Source organism: Rhodococcus sp. NPDC058521 (assembly GCF_042719695.1).
Taxonomy (GTDB): domain Bacteria; phylum Actinomycetota; class Actinomycetes; order Mycobacteriales; family Mycobacteriaceae; genus Rhodococcus_F.
This window is the reverse complement of sequence record NZ_JBHXNL010000017.1, coordinates 70909-93286: the sequence shown is the minus strand read 5'-3', so window position 1 is coordinate 93286 and position 22378 is coordinate 70909. Positions and strand designations below refer to the sequence as shown.

Annotated in this window: 21 protein-coding genes, 1 pseudogene and 1 riboswitch; of the genes and pseudogenes, 10 read left to right on the top strand and 12 right to left on the bottom strand. The window is 64.6% G+C overall.

Features of this window, described 5'->3' with window-relative positions:
- Positions 1-223: 223 nt before the first annotated feature.
- On the bottom strand, positions 224-1402 hold the full coding sequence (locus ACFWO3_RS20440; protein ID WP_378581159.1) for a sensor histidine kinase: 1179 nt from the start codon (positions 1400-1402) through the stop codon (positions 224-226).
- Positions 1403-1404: 2 nt separating this feature from the next.
- Complete coding sequence (locus ACFWO3_RS20435; RefSeq protein ID WP_378581149.1) at positions 1405-2049, bottom strand: response regulator; 645 nt, start codon at positions 2047-2049, stop codon at positions 1405-1407.
- A 155-nt stretch (positions 2050-2204) separates the two neighbouring features.
- On the opposite strand from ACFWO3_RS20435, the gene ACFWO3_RS20430 reads away from it, so the two are divergent.
- Both ACFWO3_RS20430 and ACFWO3_RS20425 read left to right on the top strand, forming a co-directional pair.
- Positions 2205-2675 carry a hypothetical protein gene (locus tag ACFWO3_RS20430; protein WP_378581147.1) on the top strand — a complete coding sequence of 157 codons (471 nt, stop codon included), beginning with the start codon at positions 2205-2207 and terminating at the stop codon, positions 2673-2675.
- Positions 2676-3021: 346 nt separating this feature from the next.
- Positions 3022-3945: an esterase/lipase family protein gene (locus ACFWO3_RS20425; RefSeq protein WP_378581157.1), complete on the top strand. Its 924-nt coding sequence runs from the start codon at positions 3022-3024 to the stop codon at positions 3943-3945.
- 7 nt (positions 3946-3952) lie between these two features.
- Here the strand turns inward: ACFWO3_RS20425 and ACFWO3_RS20420 are convergent, their stop codons facing one another.
- The 5 genes from ACFWO3_RS20420 to ACFWO3_RS20400 all read right to left on the bottom strand — a co-directional run bounded on the left by ACFWO3_RS20420 (position 3953) and on the right by ACFWO3_RS20400 (position 8611).
- Positions 3953-4366 carry a heat shock protein transcriptional repressor HspR gene (locus ACFWO3_RS20420; RefSeq protein WP_378581145.1) on the bottom strand — a complete coding sequence of 138 codons (414 nt, stop codon included), beginning with the start codon at positions 4364-4366 and terminating at the stop codon, positions 3953-3955.
- Positions 4366-5541, bottom strand: coding sequence for a molecular chaperone DnaJ (gene dnaJ, locus ACFWO3_RS20415; protein ID WP_378581143.1), 1176 nt, complete (start codon positions 5539-5541; stop codon positions 4366-4368). Before dnaJ ends, ACFWO3_RS20420 begins: the two co-directional genes overlap by 1 nt.
- Positions 5542-5565: 24 nt before the next feature.
- Positions 5566-6225, bottom strand: a complete 660-nt coding sequence (gene grpE, locus ACFWO3_RS20410; RefSeq protein WP_378581142.1) for a nucleotide exchange factor GrpE — start codon at positions 6223-6225, stop codon at positions 5566-5568.
- A complete protein-coding gene (gene dnaK, locus ACFWO3_RS20405; protein WP_378581140.1) occupies positions 6222-8069 on the bottom strand; it encodes a molecular chaperone DnaK in 1848 nt (615 codons plus the stop codon). Before dnaK ends, grpE begins: the two co-directional genes overlap by 4 nt.
- Before the next feature lie 230 nt (positions 8070-8299).
- Complete coding sequence (locus ACFWO3_RS20400) at positions 8300-8611, bottom strand: hypothetical protein (RefSeq protein ID WP_378581139.1); 312 nt, start codon at positions 8609-8611, stop codon at positions 8300-8302.
- Between the two features lie 139 nt (positions 8612-8750).
- Positions 8751-8885, top strand: a riboswitch (cobalamin riboswitch).
- 42 nt (positions 8886-8927) lie between these two features.
- Here ACFWO3_RS20400 and ACFWO3_RS20395 point away from each other — a divergent pair.
- Genes ACFWO3_RS20395 through ACFWO3_RS20385 form a run of 3 tightly spaced genes read left to right on the top strand, consistent with a single transcriptional unit; the run spans position 8928 to position 11766 of the window.
- Complete coding sequence (locus ACFWO3_RS20395) at positions 8928-9965, top strand: ABC transporter substrate-binding protein (RefSeq protein ID WP_378581137.1); 1038 nt, start codon at positions 8928-8930, stop codon at positions 9963-9965.
- Positions 9965-11002 carry a FecCD family ABC transporter permease gene (locus ACFWO3_RS20390; protein WP_378581155.1) on the top strand — a complete coding sequence of 346 codons (1038 nt, stop codon included), beginning with the start codon at positions 9965-9967 and terminating at the stop codon, positions 11000-11002. The genes ACFWO3_RS20395 and ACFWO3_RS20390 overlap by 1 nt, the downstream gene beginning before the upstream one ends.
- Positions 10999-11766 (top strand): ABC transporter ATP-binding protein, encoded by a 768-nt coding sequence (locus ACFWO3_RS20385; protein WP_378581135.1) that lies wholly within the window; start codon positions 10999-11001, stop codon positions 11764-11766. The genes ACFWO3_RS20390 and ACFWO3_RS20385 overlap by 4 nt, the downstream gene beginning before the upstream one ends.
- Here the strand turns inward: ACFWO3_RS20385 and ACFWO3_RS20380 are convergent.
- Positions 11666-12529, bottom strand: coding sequence for an ABC transporter permease (locus ACFWO3_RS20380; RefSeq protein ID WP_378581133.1), 864 nt, complete (start codon positions 12527-12529; stop codon positions 11666-11668). The two genes, ACFWO3_RS20385 and ACFWO3_RS20380, sit on opposite strands and share 101 nt — an antisense overlap.
- A 132-nt stretch (positions 12530-12661) precedes the next feature.
- Between ACFWO3_RS20380 and ACFWO3_RS20375 the strand changes: the two genes are divergently transcribed.
- Positions 12662-13201 carry a DinB family protein gene (locus tag ACFWO3_RS20375; RefSeq protein ID WP_378581132.1) on the top strand — a complete coding sequence of 180 codons (540 nt, stop codon included), beginning with the start codon at positions 12662-12664 and terminating at the stop codon, positions 13199-13201.
- A gap of 5 nt (positions 13202-13206) precedes the next feature.
- Here ACFWO3_RS20375 and ACFWO3_RS20370 read toward each other — a convergent pair whose 3' ends face one another.
- Complete coding sequence (locus ACFWO3_RS20370; protein ID WP_378581130.1) at positions 13207-14745, bottom strand: multicopper oxidase family protein; 1539 nt, start codon at positions 14743-14745, stop codon at positions 13207-13209.
- Between the two features lie 253 nt (positions 14746-14998).
- Positions 14999-15499: a sigma factor-like helix-turn-helix DNA-binding protein gene (locus ACFWO3_RS20365; RefSeq protein WP_378581128.1), complete on the bottom strand. Its 501-nt coding sequence runs from the start codon at positions 15497-15499 to the stop codon at positions 14999-15001.
- A 100-nt stretch (positions 15500-15599) separates the two neighbouring features.
- Between ACFWO3_RS20365 and ACFWO3_RS20360 the strand changes: the two are divergent.
- Positions 15600-16503 (top strand): annotated as a pseudogene (locus tag ACFWO3_RS20360) (IS5 family transposase).
- On the opposite strand, the gene ACFWO3_RS20355 reads toward ACFWO3_RS20360, so the two are convergent.
- Positions 16384-16866 (bottom strand): sigma factor, encoded by a 483-nt coding sequence (locus ACFWO3_RS20355; protein ID WP_378581126.1) that lies wholly within the window; start codon positions 16864-16866, stop codon positions 16384-16386. The pseudogene ACFWO3_RS20360 and the gene ACFWO3_RS20355 sit on opposite strands and share 120 nt — an antisense overlap.
- Positions 16832-18064, bottom strand: a complete 1233-nt coding sequence (locus tag ACFWO3_RS20350; RefSeq protein ID WP_378581124.1) for a hemolysin family protein — start codon at positions 18062-18064, stop codon at positions 16832-16834. The genes ACFWO3_RS20355 and ACFWO3_RS20350 overlap by 35 nt, the downstream gene beginning before the upstream one ends.
- A 153-nt stretch (positions 18065-18217) precedes the next feature.
- Between ACFWO3_RS20350 and ACFWO3_RS20345 the strand changes: the two genes are divergently transcribed.
- The 3 genes from ACFWO3_RS20345 (at position 18218) to ACFWO3_RS20335 (ending at position 22361) form a co-directional block, all read left to right on the top strand.
- Entirely contained in the window at positions 18218-19393 is a 1176-nt protein-coding gene (locus ACFWO3_RS20345; RefSeq protein WP_378581122.1) for a hypothetical protein, read from the top strand.
- 123 nt (positions 19394-19516) lie between these two features.
- On the top strand, positions 19517-20836 hold the full coding sequence (locus tag ACFWO3_RS20340; RefSeq protein WP_378581121.1) for a S1 family peptidase: 1320 nt from the start codon (positions 19517-19519) through the stop codon (positions 20834-20836).
- A gap of 202 nt (positions 20837-21038) precedes the next feature.
- Positions 21039-22361 (top strand): S1 family peptidase, encoded by a 1323-nt coding sequence (locus tag ACFWO3_RS20335; protein WP_378581120.1) that lies wholly within the window; start codon positions 21039-21041, stop codon positions 22359-22361.
- Positions 22362-22378: the final 17 nt, after the last annotated feature.

Here is a 22378-nt window from a genome sequence, read left to right as displayed (position 1 = left end):
CGGCACGGTCACTGTCGGGCATGATCAACGGCGCTGCTCGCATACACCATTCAACCAAACAATACCGTCCAAGCACTTCAGGCGCGCCGCACTAGCGCGTTGTTCGTCACTTGCCCGTGAACCAGTGCCACCCATCAGCAACATCTCCCCATCTCAGAGAGCGTGTTGCATCCACCCCTTGAGCCCGCCTGACGCGAACCGGTGTGACATTCGTCGGGAGGGGTTAGGTGGGGAAAGAGGCGACGACGGTCGTTCCGGCACCCGGGGTCGACGTGATGTCGAAGGTGCCGCCCGCGTTCTCGACGCGAACGAGGTGCGACGCCAGCCCGATGTGACCCTGCGCGACACGTTCGGAGACCACGCTCAGGTCGAATCCTCCGCCGTCGTCCGCGACCGTGAGCACGATCCGCCCGTCCGTCACGGCGAGATCGAGGTCGACGGCTGTGGCACCCGCATGTTTGGTCACGTTGGTGAGAAGTTCGCGGGCCACCTGATAGATCAGCTCCTCACCTTCCGGGTGGACCACTTCTTCGATGTGCGTAGTGACCTCCACGTCCCGTCGGCTGTGGAAGTCGGCCAACTCCCGCAAGGCTGCGGTGAGCCCCAACTGCGCGAGCACCTGTGGATGCAGGGTGGTGACGGTCGAACGCAACTGGGAGGCGGCATCACGCAGGGTCGTCTCCGCCGCATCGAGGATCACGTTCGGGTGGGTTTCCCGCACCTCTTCGACGTCCATCCGTGCGACGAGCACGCTCTGCAGTGGCCCGTCGTGAAGGTGCTCTGCGAGCTGGCGTCGTTCGCGTTGTTCGGCATTCATCGATTCCGCGACGAGCCGACGTCTGATGTCGAGAAGTGCCGCGACAGTGGCGGAACGGCGCACCAATACGTACGACAGTGCCGTCGTGGCAGCCGCCAACCACAGCAGGAATCCGAAGTAGAGGTATACCTCGTCGGGAAATCCGACGGTGTCGTCCCGCTTGGAGTAGACAACCCATACGATCTGGTACCCGACCGCCGTGCAGAGTCCGACGACGGCCGTCAAGCCCGGCCGGTACTGAAACGCCACCGATATCGGAAGCAGAAAGAAGACCGGCAACAGGAGCGCGGTCGCACCGCCCGATGCCACGCACAAGCTCACTACCGCAACGACATCCACCACGGTGAACGTCCATCCCGACCAGGGTCCGAGGTCGACGGTGAACACGACGACGAGCCAGATCAGCGACAGCACCCCGTAGACGATCAACAACACCGTGAACACGAACGGCTGCCAGTGCGACACCTGAACCGCGGTTCCCAGCAACGCCATCAGGCCGACGAGTGGCAGGCGCAGAACTGCGGTGGCCCGCACCGCTTCTCGCGTATGGCGTCGGAGAATTCCGGTTCGCTCGTCGTGAGGCAACATCAGTCCAGCAATCCGCCGCGCATCGCTTCGGCGACGGCTGCGCCTCGATCGTTGACGCCGAGTTTCTCGTAGAGGCGTTGCACGTGGGTTTTCACCGTGGACGGTGCGAGAAAGAGTTCGGCTGCGATGGCCGGCACGGACATTCCGCGAGCAATGCCGCCGAGAACCTCACGTTCACGTGCGCTCAACGCCGGTCCCTCCGGTTGGTGTCGGCGCCGCACCTCCCCGACCAGTCCTGCTGCCAGCCCGGACGGCAACACGTCCCGGCCGCTCGCGCAGTCGAGCACGGCGCGCACGATATCGGCTCTCGTCGAGTCCTTGGGCAGAAAGCCGGCTGCGCCGTCGGCGAGGGCGCGGTAGACCATTGCTGCCTCGTCGTGCGCGGAGAGCAGGAGGACACGGGTGGGTAGCTCTTCGTCGCGCACGGCGGCCGCAACCTGGGTTCCGTCGAGGTGCGGCATTCGGTAGTCGACGACGGCGACATGTGGACGGAACTCGCGAATCAGTTCCAACGCTGCGGCCCCGTCGTCCGCCTCACCGATGACGTCCACCACTCCGCTGCTGGTCAGAGCGCGCACGACACCGTCACGAAACAGTGGGTGATCGTCTCCGACCACGGCGCGAACGTTCTGATTCGGTGCCATCCGGACCATCTCCTGGATTCAGGATCGCATGCGCGACGACACAGGGTCCACCGATCGGGGGAAGAAGCATTGGTCCCCCGAACGAGCCGAACACCCGACAGACGGGCTGACGGATTCGTCGGATAGTGAATTCACACCGATTCGAGGAGTTTCCCATGCACGCATTTCGCCACCGCTTGGCAACGTTGGTCACGGTTCCTGCCTTGACCGGGCTGGTCGTTGCTGCGACGGGACGCACCCTGCAGCAGGACACACCGGGCACTGGGACCACGGTGGCGATGACCGTCACGAACGACACCGATGACGAGATGACCCTGGTGAGCTCGACGAACCCCCAGGGGCGCTGGGTCGAGGCTCCACCCATCACGCTCGCGCCCCAATCGAGCGCTGTGATGTCCGTGTGGAGCAACGACCTCCGCGGTGTCAGCTTCGGCGTCCGGTACGCGGTGCGGGGCGCGGAAGCAGTGTTCAGTGCCGGTAATCGCACACCGTATGGCGCGGATATTGCCGGAACTCGCCTCGAAGGAGATGCGCACGGTAGTTACGGAATCAGCACCCGGATCGACACCTGCTACCCCGCGATGGCACTCGAGTACCGCCTTCACCTGACCACACGCCCGTCCTGACCCCGTCCCCGTCCCCGTCCCCGTCCTCGTCCCCGACCCGACGAATGTCACACCGGTTCAATTCAGGCGAACCGCTGTCACATTGGTACGCAGAGTTCTGGATCACGATGCATTCACCGCAGCTCTCCGCGACCTATTGGGTCGGCGCACAACCCTGCACACCGTGTACCCCCAGGTACGGATCCGCGCAGACCATCAGGGCGGACTCGTTCCCATCCCCCTGACATGCGATGAGATGGAGGTGATACATTACGCCCCAGTGTGGCCCAGATCATAAGGGCTGCGGGGCTATGGGGGTTCAAAGGTGCATACGCTGCGTCGTCTTCTTCTGGGATTCTTGTCCACTGTGCTGGTCTTCGGCTTGGCCGCAGGCCTCGGCACCGGTACGGCTGCGGCCGATCCGCAGTTCGGGCCGTTGCCGGTCCCCCTCGATCTGGGTGCCGGCCTGTGGGTGGGCATGTTGCCCGAGGTCACACCGCCCGGTGCCAACGATCCGAACTGCAAGCCTTCCGAGGAACACCCCAACCCAGTGATCCTGGTGCATCCGACTGCGACCAACCAGTCGTTGGCATGGCAAGCAGGCGCCCCATTTCTGAAGAACAACGGGTACTGCGTCTTCACGTTCAACTACGGCAACCCGACGTGGCTTTCGGAGATCCCGTTTCAAGCTCTCGACGATATTCGGACCGGCTCCAAGCGTCTGGCAGCCGAGGTCGATAAAGTTCGGGCGCTCACCGGCGCCGAGAAAGTCGACATCGTCGGCCACTCACAGGGCGGCGGAATCATTCCTATGCACTATTTGAACGTACTCGGCGGTGACCGGTACGTGGACAAAATGATCGGCATCTCGCCTTCCAACCACGGCACCCACCTCAACGGAATCGTGTTCATGCGCACCATGTTCCCGCCGCTGGGCCCGGCCGTATACCGGGGTCTGGAAATGATCACGCCGGCACTCATCCAGCAAGCATTGGACAATCCGGTGCAGCAGGAGATCTACGGAAACGGCGACACCCGTCCAGGAGTCACTTACACCACGATCGTGACCCAGTACGACGAAGTCGTCACCCCGTACACCAACCAATTTCTGGAAGGTCCGAACGTCACCAACATCCTGCTACAGGACGGTTGCCCGCAGGATCGAAGTGACCACATCTCGACGTTGTACAACGAGAGGTCGCTTCGATTCGTTCTCAATGCACTCGATCCGAAGAACGCGACGGCGGTGCCGTGCATGCCACAAGGATTCATCTTCCCCGGCAACTGGTGAGCGACGGTCAGCGCTCGCGTTGATGCTTCGGCTTCCAGACCACGAGGGCAGTGCTTCTCGGCACGGGAACCAGGTCTCCTCGTAAACCGGAGTGCATACGGGCGATCTCGTCGGCCATCTCGCGAACTCGATGTTGCAGGGCCTCGACCTGGTTGGTGAGCTCGATGATCCGCTTGATTCCGGCGAGGTTGACACCTTCGTCCTGCGACAGTCGCTGCACCTCGCGAAGCATGGCGACGTCGCGCGGAGAGTAGCGGCGCCCGCCACCCGTCGTGCGATGCGGGATGACGAGGCCGAGACGGTCGTAATTTCGGAGCGTCTGCGCGTGCATGCCGGCCAATTCGGCGGCCACAGAGATCACGAAGATCTGGGCGTCAGGATCGACTGCAGTTTCGCGCGAATCTTGTGAGCGATTGTCCATCACGCACCTGCCCACCCGGCCCTCGGATCGAACCCGCTGGCCTGCTCGGCTTCCAGATACGCCTTCAGTGCTTCGGTGGCGGGGTCGTCGAGTTTCTGCGGGACGGCAACCTTCACCGTCACGAGCAGATCGCCGCTTCCACCACCGCGCTTGGGAACGCCGCGGCCGCGAACGCGAAGGATACGGCCGTCCGCTGTACCTGCCGGCACCTTCACACCGACCCGACCTTCGAGGGTGGGAACGGACACGGTGGTGCCGAGGACGAGTTCGCCGTAGCTGACCGGAACCACGAGTGTGAGGTCGTCACCGTTTCGGCCGAACACCTTGTCCGGGCGGACCCGAACTGTGACGAAGAGGTCGCCTGACGGCGCGCCGCGCAGACCTGCCTCGCCTTGGCCGGCGAGGCGAATCTTCTGTCCGTCGCTGACGCCTGCCGGAACTCGCACAGTGATGGTGCGAGTGCGGTTGGTGACTCCGCTACCGCGGCAGTCCCCGCACGGCGAGTCGATGATCGAGCCGGTGCCACGACAGTCGTCACAGGGTTCGCTGAATCCGAACGCGCCCTGGTTGCGGCTGATGACGCCGGACCCGTTGCAGTGTGGGCATACTCGCGGGCTGGTGCCGGGCTTGGCGCCGCTGCCGTGACACGTGGTGCACGGCGACGGACTGGTCAGCCTCAATGGGACCGTGACGCCGAGCGCGGCTTCGCGAAAATCGAGGGTGGTCTCCGTTTCGACGTCGCTTCCGCGGCGCGGACGGCTGGTGCGAGCACCACCGGCTCCGCCACTGCGGTTGAACAGACCGCCGAAGATGTCGCCGATGCCGCCGTCCGCAGCACCGCCACCACCGAACAGGTCGTTGATGTCGAAGCCGCCTTGGAAACCGCCTCCGGCACCGGGATTGAAGCCTCCACCACCGCCGCGGCTGAATCCGCCGCTGGCGAAGAGTCGACGGGCCTCGTCGTATTCCTTGCGCTTGGCAGGATCTCCCAGCACGGCCTTTGCTTCACTGACCGCCTTGAACCGCTCCTCGGCCTTGGCGTCGCCGGGGTTCTTGTCGGGGTGAAGGCTGGACGCGAGCTTGCGGTAAGCCCGCGTGATCTCATCTTGCGAGGCGTCGGAGGAGACACCCAGCTCCTTGTAGAAGTCCTTCTCTATCCACTCCCGTTGACTCACTGGGCGTCTCCCTCCTCTCGCTTCTTACTGTTGGTCCGACTCGGCAGCAGACGCCGGGTCGGTGTCGGCGGGGGTTGCCCCCTCGGCACGATCCGTCACGGCCACCATCGCATGTCGCAGAACGCGATCACCGAATCTGTAGCCCTTCCGCATCACCGTGCCGAGAACGGGATCGTTGCCCTCGCCCTCGTGCTGGACTGCTTCGTGCAGTTCCGGGTCGAACGGGTCGCCTTCGGCACCGAACTCGCTCAACCCGAGCGAAGTGAGAGTACCGGTCAGCTTGTCCGCCACACCCTTCAGCGGTCCCGAATCGAGATCGCCGTGTGCCCGAGCACGATCCAGATCGTCGAGCACACCGAGCAGTTCACTCACTACCGACGCCTTGGCACCGGCGATGTCGGACTGCTTGTCCCGCTGCACGCGGCGACGGTAGTTGGCGTACTCGGCCTGCAGACGCTGCAAGTCCGCCGTGCGCTCGGCCAGCTCGCCGGTCTCGGGTGCCGCAGCCTCTGCGGCGGGTTCCTCGACCTCGGGAGCTGCGCCGTCCTGCACGTCCCCTGCAACTTCCGAGCCGGAAAGCGGCTGGGCTTCCCCAGCCACTTCCCGTACTTCACCGGTATCGGGGTCGATCTTTCGCTTGTCGACGAAAGTTACCGGCTCCTGCTCGGAATTCTCGGACGTCACTTCTTCTCCGAGTCGGACGGCTCGTCGACGACCTCTGCATCGACGACGTCGTCAGCGCCTCCATCTGCGGATGCACCGTCGGTGTTGGACGCTTCCTCGGCGGCACTGGCCTCGTAGATGGCCTGGCCGAGGGCCTGGGACTCTGCACCCAGCTTCTCGACGGCCGCCTTGACTGCCGAGATGTCGGTGCCGGCAAGCGCGTCCTGCGCCTCCTTGATCGCTGCCTCGACCTTTTCCTTGGTCTCGGCGGGCACCTTCTCCTCGTTGTCCTTGATGAACTTCTCGGTCTGGTGCACGAGCGACTCGGCCTGGTTGCGGGTCTCGGCCTCTTCACGACGGGTCTTGTCTTCCTCGGCGTGAGCCTCGGCGTCCTTGACCATGCGGTCGATCTCTTCCTTGGACAGACCGGAGCCGTCCTGGATCTTGATCGTGTTCTCCTTGCCGGTGCCCTTGTCCTTCGCGGTCACGTGCACGATGCCGTTGGCGTCGATGTCGAAGGTGACCTCGATCTGCGGCACGCCACGGGGGGCGGGCGGCAGCTCGGTGAGCTCGAAGGAGCCGAGCAGCTTGTTGTGCGAAGCGATCTCGCGCTCACCCTGGAACACCTGGATCTGCACCGAAGGCTGGTTGTCGTCGGCCGTGGTGAAGGTCTCGGACCGCTTGGTGGGGATGGTGGTGTTGCGCTCGATGAGCTTGGTCATCACGCCACCCTTGGTCTCGATACCGAGGGACAGCGGAGTGACGTCGAGGAGCAGAACGTCCTTGACCTCACCCTTGAGGACGCCGGCCTGCAGTGCGGCACCGACGGCCACGACCTCGTCCGGGTTGACACCCTTGTTGGGCTCACGTCCACCGGTGAGTTCCTTGACGAGCTCGGAGACTGCGGGCATACGGGTGGAACCACCGACGAGCACGACGTGGTCGATGTCCTTGACGGCGATTCCGCTGTCCTTGACGACGGCCTGGAACGGCGCGCGGGTGCGGTCCAGCAGATCGGAGGTGATCTTCTGGAACTCGCTGCGGGACAGCTGCTCGTCGAGGAACAGCGGGTTCTTGTCCGCGTCGACGGTGATGTAGGGGAGGTTGATCGAGGTGCTCTGCCCGGAGGAGAGTTCGATCTTCGCCTTCTCTGCAGCCTCGCGCAGACGCTGCAGGGCCATCTTGTCCTTGGTCAGGTCGATGCCGTTCTGCGACTTGAACTTCTCGACGAGCCAGTCGACGATGCGCTGATCCCAGTCGTCACCACCGAGGTGGTTGTCACCGGACGTGGCGCGAACCTCGACGACACCGTCGCCGATCTCGAGCAGCGAGACGTCGAAGGTACCGCCACCGAGGTCGAAGACCAGGATGGTCTGCTCTTTGTCGCCCTTGTCCAGGCCGTACGCGAGAGCAGCTGCGGTGGGCTCGTTGACGATGCGCAGCACGTTGAGGCCCGCGATCTGACCGGCTTCCTTGGTGGCCTGACGCTGTGCGTCCTCGAAGTATGCGGGAACCGTGATGACGGCGTCCGTGATGTCCTCGCCCAGGTAGGACTCCGCGTCACGCTTGAGCTTCATGAGCGTGCGGGCGCTGATCTCCTGCGAGGTGTACTTCTTGTCGTCGATCTCCACGTTCCAGTCGGTGCCGATGTGGCGCTTGACGGAGCGGATGGTGCGGTCGACGTTCGTGACGGCCTGGTTCTTGGCGGGCTGGCCAACCAGGACCTCACCGTTCTTCGCGAATGCGACGACGGAAGGGGTCGTGCGTGAACCTTCGGCGTTGGCGACCACTACGGGCTCGCCGCCTTCCAGCACAGACACGACCGAGTTCGTAGTACCGAGGTCGATACCGACGGCACGAGCCATAAGTGTTTCCTCACTTTCGTATTGCAGCTGGTGAACTTGTGTGAACGCTGCGATTGGGCGCTTGGATTGTGACGCTGGTGAGCGCCCTCCGCTCAAGTTTGCACCCGGAGGGCTCCCGGCGTCAACTCGAACCTGAGTCTCATGCGCTCAAGTCTGTCGTAGTGCTCAACGGGCCGTGTCGCAGGATTGTTCCCGAAACAGAAAATTCCCAGCTCGAGTGAGGTACGGACTCAAATCGTGCACGCGCCGTTCGCCGAACCACCGTAGTAGGGCTCGGGGTCGAACGGATCGGTCGCCGTCCCGCCGTAGTGCGCGTCCGGGTCGTACTCGTCGTTGCTCGTGCCCCCGTAATACGGGTCGGGGTCGTACTCGTTGTCGGAGCCGGAGGCACTGCAGTAGACGATCGGCTTCGGCCCGTCGTGGTCGATGGGTGCTGCGGCGGCCGTGGGGGCGAGCGCGACGGCCGCGGCGATACCGACCGAGGCGAGACAAGCCGAGGAGACGACGGCTGCGAATCGGGTGATTGCGGTTCGAGTGGTCATACCCGAATACTTCGCTTCACCAGGGGAAACAGCATCCAGGAGATACCCGATTCGACCCCTGAGATTTCGACCCCGAGACAACCCTCGCTCACCCATGAGGTCGTCACTCGTGTGGCCGCCCTTCACGACGAGCAACCGAACCGGTATACGGTGATTCGGGCCTCCCGGCCCGTGATCGGAGGGGGAACCCGGTGCGAATCCGGGACTGACGCGCAACGGTGACGATTCACGAGGAATCGAAGTCCGATCGCCCTCCGCTCACAACTGGTTGTCACGGCTCCGCGAACGAGCCCCGACTCGAGGAGTTGTGCGCACCGTGCACGTATCCCTTCGCCGTACCCCGACGATCCTGTGCGCCGCAGTCCTGCTCGCATCCGGTTGCGCGTCCAACGACCAGGGCGCAGGAGAGAACATCGAGTCGGGCGGCAACTACCCGGTGACCATCGAGAACTGCGGACACACCGTCACCGTCGACTCGCCACCCCGACGCGCCGTATCGCTGAATCAGGGTTCGACCGAGATTCTGCTCTCCCTCGGGCTCGCGGATCGGATGGTGGGAACCGCCACCTGGACGGACCCTGTTCGTGACAACCTCGCCGCCGACAACGAGCGCGTTCCCCGGCTCACGGACAACAACCCGGCCTTCGAGGTGGTCCTGGACACCGAGCCCGATTTCGTGTCGGCGTCGTTCGTCGGCACGCTGGGTCCGGGAGGCGGCGTCGCGGATCGAGATCAGTTCGACAAGCTCGGCGTCCCCAACTACGTCTCGCCTGCCGATTGCGAGGGCAAGACGGACGGGGGCGATTCGGACGGCGCCCGTACCGAACCACTGAGAATCGACGCGATATACAAGGAGATTCGCGACCTCGCCGCCGTCTTCGACGTGCGTGAGCGCGGCGAGCAGTTCGTCTCCGAACTGCAAGCACGATTCGAGGTGGCGTCGGACGCCATCGACGCATCCGGGGTATCGCTCGCGTACTGGTTCGCCGACATTCAGGCGCCCTACATGGCGGGGTGCTGCGGTTCACCGGGTGTCATGACCGATTCGGTTGGCGCACAGAACATATTTGCCGACACCGCCGACGAATGGCCGCAGGTCAGTTGGGAGACGGTGCTCGACCGCGACCCCACCGCACTCGTACTCGGCGATCTGAGCCGCCGCTCGATCGAGGGCGACTCCCTGGACAGCAAGATCGCATTCCTCGAATCCAATCCCGTAACCCAGCGTCTCTCGGCGGTCCGCGACAAGCGATACATCATCGTCAACGGGGCCGACATGAATCCCTCCATCCGTACCGTCGACGGCGTCGAGAAGGTCGCCGAAGCGCTGCGCGGCTGGGGCATGACCAATTGATCGCGCCTTCCATCCGCAACGATTCCGCACTGCTACGAGGTGCACTCTTCGCCGGTTCGCTGGCGATCCTCGTGGTCTCCGTCGCGGTGGCGATCACCATCGGCCCCGCAGCACTGTCCGTCGGCGACGTCTATGCCGTGATCCTCGAGCACTGCGGGCTCGGCACCTCCGGGGTGAGTCGAATCAAGGACGGGATCGTGTGGGAGCTGCGACTGCCCCGCACCCTCCTCGCCGCCGTGTGCGGAGCCGGGCTCGCCCTGTGCGGTGCGATCATGCAGTCGTTGCTCCGAAACCCACTCGCCGACCCCTACGTTCTGGGCATTTCGTCCGGCGCTTCGACCGGTGCGGTGTCGATCGCGGTACTCGGTGTCGGTGGCGGAGCGGTGTCGTTGTCCGTCGGCGCTTTCGGCGGTGCGGTGCTGTCGTTCGCGCTCGTCATGTTGCTGGCCGCCGGCGCGGGTGGCGGCACCGAACGCGTCGTTTTGGCCGGCGTTGCGGGCACCCAACTGTTCGCCGCGCTGACGTCCTTCATCGTGATCTCCTCGGCCAACGCCGAGCAGACGCGCGGCATCCTGTTCTGGCTACTCGGCTCGCTGGCCGGCGCCGATTGGACGGATGTACTCGTGTGCAGCGCGGTCGTCGCGGTCGGCGTCGTGCTGTGCCTGGTGAAGGCATCTGCGCTCGACGCCTTCACATTCGGCAACGATGCGGCATCGTCACTGGGCGTGTCCGTGCGCTGGGTTCGTATCCTCCTCCTCGGGATCACCGCCCTCGTGACGTCCGCTCTCGTCGCTGCTGCCGGGGCGATCGGATTCGTCGGCCTGGTATTGCCGCATGCCGCCCGGTTCGTGGTCGGACCGAGGCACAGCCGGTTGTTGCCGGCCGTCGTGATGATCGGCGCAATCTTCATGGTGTGGGTCGATGCCATCGCCAGAACGGTCTTCGAACCTCAGGAGATTCCGGTCGGAGTCGTGACCGCACTGATCGGCGTACCGGCGTTCGGCGTGATCCTCTTCCGAATGAGGAGGAGCAGATGAGCCTGTCGGCCAAGGGCATTCGGTGGAACCGTGCCGGACGGACCGTCCTCGACGACGTGGGCTTCGAGTCGTATCCGGGTCAGACCATCGGCCTGCTCGGACCGAACGGGTCCGGCAAGTCTTCGCTGCTGCGGGTGCTGGCAGGCATATCACGTCCGGATGCCGGGGAGGTGCTCGTCGACGGTGCGGATCTCCATTCGCTGCCGCGCAGACAACTCGCTCGTCGGCTTGCGATGGTCGACCAGCAGGTTCACACCGAGGTCGACATCATGGTCGCGGATGTGGTGCGGCTCGGCCGGATTCCGCACCGCGGGCTGTTCGGGGGCGACCCCCGCGCCGATGATCGCGCTGTCGACGCCGCGTTGGCGAACACCGGGATGACCGAGCATCGACGGCGGATGTGGCACACCCTGTCGGGTGGGGAGCGGCAACGTGCCCAGATCGCGCGGGCTCTTGCGCAGGAGCCCACCGAACTCCTGTTGGACGAGCCCACGAATCACCTCGATATCTCCCATCAACTGGAGATTCTGTCGCTCGTGGCGGAGCTGCCGGTCACCAGTTACATTGCCCTGCACGACCTCAACCTGGCCGCCATGTTCTGCGATCGGGTACTCGTGCTGCAGCGCGGTGCCGTGGCGGCGTGGGGTCACCCATCCGAGGTCATCACCGAACAGTTGGTGCAGTCCGTCTACGACGTGTCCGCCACGGTCGCAGCCGTCGACGACGGGTACCCCGTGGTGACGTACCGGCGTCGACGCCGGTGATCCCGGATCGATCGGCGGCACGGGGGCGGTGAACCAGTCCGCGCGCCACCATTTCGACGGTGGCCGCGACAGCACAGGTCTGTGCGAGTAGCAGTCCGACCAGAACGAGGATCTGCACGGCTCCCGCCTGCACGGCCGAACCGCTTGCCAGCAGCACACCCACGAACGCACCCGGAAGAGTCACCAACCCCACGGTTCGCGTCTGGTCGAGCCCCGGTAGGAGTGCATCGGAGGCTGCGGATCGGACCACCTCGAGTCTGGAGTCGCGCTCGTCCAGGCCGAGGCTCAAGGCGGCCTCGACCTCGCCCCAACGCTGTTCGATCGAGTCGAGGGCCTTGCGTGCGGCCAACGATGTCGCGGTCATCGCGCCACCGAGGACGATGCCCCCGACCGGAACCAACGCGACACCTTCGAGCGGGACCACCCCGCTGATCAGCATCATCGGAAGCACCGTCCCGATACCGGCCAGCAGAGCAAGGGCGAGCCACGCAGCAGACCTACCCGCTTCGGCTCGCCGTCCCGACGTGAAGACCGCCGCACCGAACATGACGATCAGCACGAGGACCGACGACCAGAGCCGGGAGAGCGCTGCGGCCAGGACGAGGGAGACGAGCGCCAACTGCACGGCGCCGCGAACTGCGGCGCCCGGTACCACCGTCGGCCGGCCGAGACCGGTGGCCAGGTAGACGGCCACCGCGCACACCACCATGACGAGGCACAGAGCAGCGAGACCGAATCCTGGATTCGCCAGAGACGTACTCACCCGCCCAGTCTCCCCCTGTGAGTGGTTCGCGAGGGTCTGGACTCGCTAACCACTCACAGGGGGAATTAGGACCGTTTCTGACCGCAATGCCTCATAGCGTGGTCTTCACCATCACATCGAAGGAGCACGGACATGAGCAACAGCACCTCCGCCGTCACCGGTGAACGCGCCGACATCCTGGCGATTCTCGAAGATCAGCGCCACAACTTCCTCATCACCTTGCGTGGGCTCGATCAGGAGAAGGCGCTCGCACGCACCACCGTCAGTGAGCTGACGCTCGGCGGGCTAGTGAAGCACCTGACCGAAGTCGAGGGCGACTGGATCACCACCGTCCTCGAGCCGGACGAGAATGCCGTCTTCGACATGGACACCGCGGTCGACACTTTCCATCTCGTCGACGGGGAACTGTTCTCCGAGCAGGTGAAGAAGTACGAGGCGATGGCGGCGCGGACCCGGGAGGCCATCGCGAGCCTCGACGATCTGGACGTACTCGTGCCACTGCCCATCGCTCCGTGGTCACCCGAGCGTGAATGGTGGACCGCCCGAAAGATCTTGCTGCACATCATCCGAGAGACGTCACAGCACTCGGGTCACGCGGACATCATTCGCGAATCACTGGACGGCGCGAACACCACGATGCAGATGGGTGCAGACGCAGGCATGGAGTTCTGACCGTTTCAGCGGTGCCCGCCGTGCGACGCGTGACCTGCGTGATCGGCGGCGGGCGGCTCCTCCAGTTCCTGGCCGGGAGCAACGACGACGAACTGGCCCATCATGCCGTTGTCCTCGTGCCGCAGCATGTGGCAGTGGTACATGTACGGAAAGGACGGGTTCGTGTAGTCGGTGAACCGCACCAACAGGCGCACCGATTCCCCTGGCGGGATGTAGACGGTGTCCTTGGGCCCCGACATCGCGGGATCGTCCGTGCCGAGGATCTGGAACTGGACGTCGTGGATGTGGAAGTTGTGGATCTGACCGCTGTTGTTGCGGATTTCCCACTCCTCGGTGGTACCGAGGGTGACTACCTCGTCTATCCGGGACATGTCCATGGACTGCCCGTTGATCTCACGGTCGTCGTCGAGTTCGAATGTTCTCGTCCGCTCGGGTTCGCCGAGGTCCACCTTCTCGGAGAGTCGGTCGGGGACCTCCTCGTTGGCCTCGAGTTCGTCGGCGGCCCGTAGTTCCATGACGTCCAGGGTGTCCGAGCCGCCGCCGAACCGGTCGGACCAGAACCCGGCGCCAAGGTCGGGTGGCGTACTCCGCAGGACGGTATCGGTGCCGGGGGGCACTTCGACCACGATCTCTGCACGTTCTCCCGGCGACAACATGATCGACTGGAGCGTTTCGGGTGTTTCGAGCAGTCCGCCGTCGGTTCCGACGAGCAGGAACGGAAGCCCGTTGTCGAATCCGAAGTCGTAGATGCGCGCGTTGGAGGCGTTGAGGAGCCGCAGACGCACCCGCTCCGTCGTGACGTCCAGATAGGGTGCAGGTGTTCCGTTGACCAGAATCTCGTCACCGAGGATGCCGGTATTGACGAACATGCCGGGTTCTTCGTCGAGCTCGTTCCCGTCGAACTTCTTGTCCTGCACGATGACCGGGACGTCGTCCACACCGTAGTCGGTGGGAAGCGCGGGCCCGTCCGGGTCGTCGACGAGGATAATCCCGGCCAGTCCGCGATACACGTGCTCAGCTGTGAATCCGTGCAGGTGCGGGTGGTACCAGAGGGTCGCTGCGGGTTGGTTCACTGTCCACTCCGGCTTCCAGGTGTCGCCGGGCTTCACCATCTGGTGCGGACCACCATCCATTTCTGCGGGCAGGTGCATACCGTGCCAGTGCAGGGTGCTGGTCTCGCCCAATTCGTTGTGGACGTTCATCCGCACGTCTTCGCCGCGATTCATGCGGATGGTGGGGCCGAGATAGTCCCCGTTGATTCCCCATGTTTCGGTGTCCGGGCCGTGGCCGAGGTCGGCTCGACCGCGCCGCATTTCCAGGTCGAACTCGCGTGTGCCGTCCGCTGCCACCGTCGATTGTGCGACCGACGGAATGTTCAGAGCCCTTGTGAATTCGACCTGCCCGGAGGTGTCGATACGGGCGGACGAGTAAGCGAACACCCCGGCACCCACGGGTAGCGCGATCACCAGGAGAGCAGCGACGCAGAGTCCGACGAGGAACCGCAACCACACACGGCGCTTAGGGAGCGCAGGATGTTCCGACATAGGCCGAATCCTGCCGGGGCCTGAGCGCTGTGACATCCAGGATGCCCCCGAACTTCCGCCTGAGATAACCCCCACTCCCCCTGACGAATGTCACACGCGTTCGCCTCACGCCAACCGGTGTGACATTGGTCAGGGGAGGGAGGGGATGAGGTAGCGAGTCAGGATGTGGCTGCCGTGCGACTAGCCAGCGAACGCACATCGGCGATCTTCCTGGTATTTCCGTGCGATACCGAGGTGCACACGATCAGTGTCTTCACGATCGTTCTCCTGTCGAGGGCTTGTTGCCGGGTCGAGCCGTTCGTGTGAGGGGGCGCAACGTCCGGCTGTGCCCGAGCTTGTCGGGGTTTCGGACGGCATACAGGCCACGTATCAGCCCGTCGTGGATATCGCAGACGAGAACGGAGTCGGTCCGTTCGTGATCGGTGATCACCACGGCGGGATTGCTTGCCGCAGTCACCTTTCCGCCTCCGTCGGTGATCTGGACGACGCCCGGCGCCATCAGGCTCATCAGCTGCTGTACGTCTCCGTTTCCAGCGGCGAGGAGGAACTGTTCGACGATCGAGTCACTCGACTGCCGGTCGGGCCGGAACGGCGGCCGACGAGAATGGACGTGCCCGCGAGCACGATGTGCGATCTGTCGCACTGCCGCATCGGATTTGCCTACCATCGCGGCGATCTCGTTGTGTCTGAAGGCGAACACCTCGCTGAGCACGAACACCGCCCGCTCGTTCGGATTCAGGGTTTCGAGTACCAACAGCGTCGCGATCGGCCCGTTCTCGGCTAGGGCGTGTCTCCCTTATCTGGGCGGGTCGTGAGGCGATGCTGTTCAGGTGGCGAAGACATCGCGGTTTCGGTTGTTCGATGACGTTCAGTGGGAGTTGATCTCGGAGTTGTTGCCCTCCAACGAGGGTCGCCGTGGTCATCCGTTCGGTGACGATCGCCGTGTGGTCGAAGGCATCATCTATCGGTACCGCACGGGAATCCCATGGCGTGACTTGCCGAGATCGGAGTTCGGGCCGTGGCAGACGGTGTGGAAACGGCACCGTCGCTATGCCGGTGACGGTACGTGGGATCGGGTGCTGATGGCCCTGTTGGCGATGGCTGATGCCGACGGTCGATTGGATTGGACGGTCTCGGTCGATGCCACGATCAACAGGGCGCATCAACATGCGACGAACACGACTCGGCCTGACCAGGACACAGGGGGCTGGGGCGAATTACACGAACTCTCCGGTCGCGGAGTGTGAACCTGCAGGTCACGGTATCGGCCGCTCACGTGGTGGGTTGACCACCAAGATCCACACCGCCGTCGACGGCAACGGTCGTCCGGTGGCCGTGGTCGTCACCGGCGGGCAACGTAACGATCAGGCGATGCTGGCCGGAGTGCTCGATGAGATCGTCGTCCCGCGCGTGGGAGGTGGCCCAGCACGCACCCGGCCCGATGCGCTCATCGCCGATCGGGCCTACTCCAGCGGCGCTGCTCGGCGCATGTTGCGTGATCGACGGATCACCGCGGTCATCCCACAGAAGCGGGACGAAATCGCGGCCCGGCAACGCCGCGGCAGCGCCGGGGGTCGACCGCCGGCATTCGACGAAATTCGTTACAAACAGCGCAATCTCGTCGAACGGTCCTTCGCTCTACTCAAGCAATGGCGTGGCCTGGCCACTCGCTACGACAAACTCGCCATCGTCTACCGTGCCGCCGTGGTGCTCAGTGCGTGTATCACCTGGACCCGCCATATAGGAGACACGCCCTAGCAGTGTGTCCTCGTCGACATCCGGTGCGGTACAAATCGGTTCAGGGAGCCGACTGCCGATGTAGTCGTCACGGCGGCGACGCACCCCGCGCATCTGGTTGAGGGCCTGCCTCGGGACGATCTGCGCCAGGTATGCGCGCGGATTCTCGACGGTTTCCGTATCGACGGCGCTCCACCGCAGGTAGCTGTCCTGTAGGACGTCCTCTGCGTCTGCGGCGTTACCGAGAATCTCGTACGCGATCTCGTCGGTTGGTCCGACAACATATGGACACCGACCGTCGCGAAGATGTGACAACAGACCGAAACTGCCTGGTCGAGGTGTGGCGAGGTCAGTCCACCCCGAGGGTGTCGACCCGCCGGCCATCCATGCGCGTGACGGTCAGCCGGTGCTCGCCGACGACGACGTTGTCGCCGACCCGCGGCATTCGGCGCAGCTCGAACATGACGAACCCGGCAACGGTTTCGTATGGCCCTTCGGGAAGTGCGATTCCGGTGCGTTCGGCGAACTCTTCGATGATGAGGAGTCCGTCGACTCGGGGCTGTTCCTCACCGACGGAACCGATCTCGCCGATCAGCTCCTCCACGATGTCCTCGAATGTCACGATCCCGGCGGTGCCGCCGTATTCGTCGACGACCACGGCCATTCGCATGCTTTCGGCACGCATCGTTGCGAGAGCGGGAAGGGCCGGTTTCGAGCCCGGTAGATGCAGCACGTCGGTGGTCACGTCTCGTGCCGACGCGACGCCGGGACCCGCGACCAGCAGGTCACGGACGTCCACAACTCCGATGACGTCGTCGAGCGATTCGCAGCTCACCGGGTAGCGGGTGTGCCCACCCTGGAGCGCCTGTGCGCGTGCGTCTTCGAGTGGTGTACTCGCGTCGATGAATTCGACTTCGGTACGGGGACGCATGACCTCTGCGAGTGAACGCTGCTGGGTGTCGAAAACGTCTGTCAGGATTCGTCGTTCGTCGTCCCCGAGTGCGGTATGCCCCGTCACGAGGTCCCGCAACTCCTCGTGGGTGATGGTCTCGGCCTTCTTCGAAGGGTCACCTCCGAGCAGTCGCACACACAGATCGGTCGACAGTGACAGCAAGGCGATGACGGGGCGCATCACCACGGCGAAGCGGTCGATGACCGGACCCACCAGCAGCGCAACTCCGGTAGCCCGTTGCAGCCCTATGCGTTTGGGTACGAGTTCGCCGAGAATCAGTGACACGTACGAGATGACGAGGGTCGTTCCGACGAGCGCGAATACGTTCGCCACCCCTGGCGACAGCCCCCAGCCCTCGAGTACCGGCGTCAGATCCGGTGCGACTGCGGACGCGCCGTAGGCCGCCGAGAAGAATCCGGCAACGGTCACTCCTACCTGGACGGCGGACAGGAAGCGATTGGGGTCGCGCGCGAGTGCGGCGGTTCGGGCGCCGCGGGATCCGCGATTTTCGAGCTGGGCAATCTGACTGTCACGCAACGTGACGAGTGCGATCTCGGCACCGGCGAAGAGGCCACCGACCAGGATGAACACCAGGACCAGCGCGAGATTGCCTACGAGCGTTTGAGTCATCTCGGGCGCATCCTCGGTCGTGTCCGACCAGTGTAGACGCAATACCGACAATTCGGACACGAATGTTTCTGTAACCATTCCGCCGTCCGACACGACACACAGGTCATACGCGCAGCCTGCCGGTTGCGTCGCACTCGGACCGTGAGGACTGTGATGACTACCGGAGTCGGGCTCTACGTCGGGGAGACACAGAGTGTCGCGGTGGTGACCACCCCCGGCGCGGCCCTGCGAACCGTCGAACGCGCCACGGTGCTGACACCGACAGCGGACGGCGGCGTCGAACTGGGGACTCGCGGCAAGGATTCCGTCGAAGGCTTCGTGGAGATGGTCGGCGCGACCGAAGGCATCAAGTACGCCGGGGCCGACACCCGTGCCGAGGATCTGATCGCCACCGCGATGTTCTGCCTGTTCCGTGACATCGCCACCAACCTGCACGGTGACGTGGACGTGGTGGCCGCGCATCCGAGCGGGTGGTCGGAAGAGGCAACGCAAAGCCTTCGCGAATCGCTCGACTACATGGGACTGCTCTACGCCAAGTTGATCTCGGCGGAGGATGCAGTGGCCGCGTCGACGGAGTCGTATGCCACCGACGACGAGGCCGGCTCGGCGGTCTCGGACAGCCGACCGGGTTGGGCGGCCGCTCACGGCGGCGCGTTGATGGCGTCCGGAATGAAGCTGTCGCGCAACGCGCAACCGTTCGATACGGACTCGTTCCCCGTCGTTCCTCGCGAACAGCCCATTGCGTACTCACAGGCCATCGTCGTTCCGGCGTCGGAACATTTCGTGGCGGCCGACATCGGTCCCACACTCCCTCCCGCCGCCGTCGCGAAGGTAGAGCCGGCCGCGTCCCGTAAACCCCTGCTCCTTGCAGGCGCAGCCGCCGGCGTGTTGACGGTGATCGGTATCGCCGCCGCTCTGACCATCGGCTACACGGGCTCCACGGACGCCCCGCCCATTCGGGATGCAACACAGGCGGAGGCCACTTCACCGACGACGACCCGGAACGCGCCGATGACGTTTCCGACGGTCAAGCCGCAGGAGGCCACCTACGAGACGCCGGTTCGGACGGTAGCGGATCCGTTGCCAGTGGTCGTGGAAGCGCCTGTCACCGAGGCACCGCCCGTGGAGATCCCCACCGCCGAACCTCCCGCTTCCGACCCCGCCGAACCGCCGTCACCGACCACCGAGGAACCGACGGAGACCTCCCCGACGGAGACGACCACCCCACCCGAGACGACGACTCCGACCGATACGACCGACCCGGAGGATCCGGACGACTCCGAGTCTCCGGAGCCGACCGAGGACACCGCCGAAAACACTGCCGACTAGGTCGACACGCTGATAGTCTGACCGTTTTGTCGGCGTGTCAGAGGCGGAGATCACACCCGGCGCCGAACTTACGCAGCAGTAGCAATAAGCTGGGTCGTTGTTGAATCGACCCGAAGGGATTTCATGCGTAACAAGCTGGCGCCTCGCGCCGCCGCTGTGGGCGCCTCGGCAGCGCTCCTACTCTTGTCGTTCACGGGCACAGCCCAGGCGGAACCTGTTACGCAGACCGGCGTCGATCAGCTGAGCGCCCAGGAGTTGCCGGCGGAGCTCGTCGAGGCAATCACCCGGGATCTGAAGATCAGCCCCGAGGAATACCTGGACCGCGCCGCCAAGGCGCAGGAACTCGGCTCCTACGCGAACGACTTCCGCGAGCAGCACCCCGACCAGTTCGCGGGTGCATGGATCGGCCTCGACGGCAAGCCCGTCGTGGCCGTCACCTCCGACGAGGCCGCGGGCCGCGCATCGGCCGCCGGGTACACCACCCGTATGTCGCCGGTCTCCGCGAACGGACTCGAGAAGACGCTCTCGGATCTGAACAATTGGATCGGCGGTCTCCCGAAAGACATTTCGTCCCAGATCAATTCGACGTCGATCGATTATCTCGACAATCGCGTCGTGATCGACGTCGTCAACAGCCCTGTGGGACAGGCACTCAACCTGCCCACCCTGCTCGCGAACGTCAAGGTCATGCTCAGCCCCGGTGGCGGCGGACCGGTCGATCACGGACCGATGGGCGGCGACACCTACATCACCACGCCCGGCGAGATCCGCGATACCGACATCGGTGAGATCTCGGTGTGCTCACTCGGCTTCAATGCGGTGAACGGAAGCGGCGACGCCGTGAACATCAGTGCCGGCCACTGCAACCCGGCGCTCGGGCAGCCTTCGCCGGTCTACCTTCCGGACCCGCAGAACATCGACAACAGCACCCAGGTCGGTTCGTTCTCTCAGTCCTCGGTGGGCGACCCCGCCAACGGTCTGGACTACTCCGTGATCTCACTGAACGACCAGGGCGTGAAGGCCGGCTTGGACCGTCCCACCGTCCGCGGAGCCAACGGCACCACCCTGCAGGTCACCGGCACCGCGCGTCCGGTCGTCGGCGCACCGATCTGCAAGTCGGGACAGAGCTCGTCGTTCACGTGCGGCATCGTTGCGGCAGACCACGTCGAGACGCAGCTGCACGTTCACGACGGCACCACCCGCACCATCCGTGGTTTCGCGGGCACCGCCTGCACGCTTGCGGGTGACAGCGGCGGAGCGATCGTGTCGGGAACTCTCGCCCTCGGAATCACCAGTGGTTCCAACTCGAGCGGCGCCCCCAACTGCACCGAAGCCAACCTCGTTCTGGCTCCGGACGGCGGCACCGCGAATCTGGGAATTCCCATCGAGGACATCGTTTCCGAGGCCGGAAACGGTCTCCGGGTTCGCGCCGCGAACAGCTGATTTCCACTTCGGTCGGCCCGCCTTCCCGAACGGTCGGGAAGGCGGGCCGATTTTTGTCGATTCCCACCTCTGTTACGGGTGGGAATACGAGCTCCGAACCCATATAGTCGACTGCGACTGTGAACGGCCTTTCACAACGGGGGGTCGTTGTCGTGCGCACTTCCTTCCAGGAGTCGCCGACCTGACCCATAGAAAGGCCCCCATGCGAAGCTCCATCGCACGTCGTGCCGCCGTATTCGGCTCCGCCGCGCTGCTGATCCTCGGTCCCGCGACCACTATCGCGCACGCCGAGCCCGTCGAGCCGGTCGAGCCCCAGGTCTCCGACCAGGCCGCAAAGCTCCCCGCCGAGCTCGTCGACGCAATTCAGCGCGACTTGAAGCTGAGCCCCGATCAGTACGTGGAGCAGTCCGAACTCGGCCAGAAGCTTGCCGAGTTCGCAAAGATCGCACGCATGCAGTACCCGGATGCCTTCGCAGGTACCTGGCTCGACGAGGCCGGCAAGGCGGTCGTGGCACTGGCGGACGGCGACGACAAGCCTGCTGCCCGCAAGGCAGCCGAGGACGCCGGTTTCACCGTCACCGATGTCGCCCAGAGCGAGAAGGACCTGCACGACCAGGCGGACAAGCTGAACGGGTGGCTCGACACCCAGCCGCCTGCTGTCGCCGACATCGTTCGTGGCATCGCGGTCGACATCGTGCACAACAACCTGGTGCTGCGCGCCGATACCAATGCGGGCCTGCAGCTGCCCGATTTCCTGAGCGGTGCGCGCATCGTTCCGGCTCCGGTACCTCAGTCGCATACACCGTCGACCGACCTGAAGCCGATCTCCGGACCCTTGTCCGGCGACTCGCTGTTGGGCGGCGACGCCTACGGCGCCATCGGAGGCGACACCGGACTGCGTTGTTCGCTCGGCTTCAACGGCACCGACGGGTCCGGGAACCCGGTCAACATCACGGCCGGCCACTGCGACCCCAACCGCGCTGCAGCGGGTACTCCAGGAGCCTCCGAGGCGTTCACCATCGCACCCGACGGTGGGGCAGGCCCGCGCATCGGCACCTTCGCAAAGACACAGCTGCAGAATCACGACTACGCCCTCATCCGCGCTGACGACGGAGCACGTCATCGCCTCGAGAACAACGGCGTCCGTGTCCCCGGTGCTGCACCCCTCGGTATCACCGGCACCGCCGAGCCCGTGGTCGGTGCTCCCGTCTGCAAGTCCGGTCTCACCACCGGCTTCAACTGTGGTGTGGTCACTGCGGCCAACCAGACGGTGTCGGTTGGCGACCGGTCACTCAGCAACGGTTTCTCCACCAACATCTGCGCACTCCAGGGCGACAGTGGTGGAACTATCGTCACGGGCACCCAGGCTCTCGGTATCTCGAGTGCGTCCAACGTGGGCCAGTACCCGCTGTGTGAGGTCGCGAACTTCGTGACCTTCATCCTCGGTGAGGGCCCGGAGCTCTACGCGACGCCCATCAACACGATTCTCGGCGAGAACCCCGGACTGAAGGTACGCACCTCGTAGTCATCCGCTGAACATCT